Source organism: Psychrobacter pasteurii, from assembly GCF_900162815.1.
In the GTDB taxonomy this organism is placed as follows: domain Bacteria; phylum Pseudomonadota; class Gammaproteobacteria; order Pseudomonadales; family Moraxellaceae; genus Psychrobacter; species Psychrobacter pasteurii.
The window spans coordinates 1-288 of record NZ_FUGD01000201.1; the positions used below are offsets into that span (position 1 = coordinate 1).

The window sequence follows — 288 nt, forward strand, 5'->3', positions numbered from 1 at the left end:
CGTGTGTTTGGTTGATCTGCATTAAACTGGCGCTTTAAATAGTTCTTTGCAATCTTGCCTTGTACGCCTTTATAAGAGCGATACCTTTGTCGTCTAATCCGTGCGCTTAAGTTTAAATGACGCATCAGCTTGGCAATGAGCTTGTGGTTGTGATGACTGCCTAACTGCTTTAACGCCGCTGTTATTCTACGATAGCCGTACCTGCCTTTATGCTGGTGATATAGCGTGGCGATACGCTGTTTTAAGTCAGTATATTTATCGCCACTATCAAGCTTTGCTCTATGGTAG

Annotated in this window: 1 protein-coding gene; it reads right to left on the bottom strand. The window is 43.4% G+C overall.

Features of this window, described 5'->3' with window-relative positions; all coding sequences use genetic code 11:
• Positions 1-288 (bottom strand): IS3 family transposase (locus A1232T_RS13390; protein WP_143514020.1); only part of this gene is annotated, 288 nt, incomplete at both ends.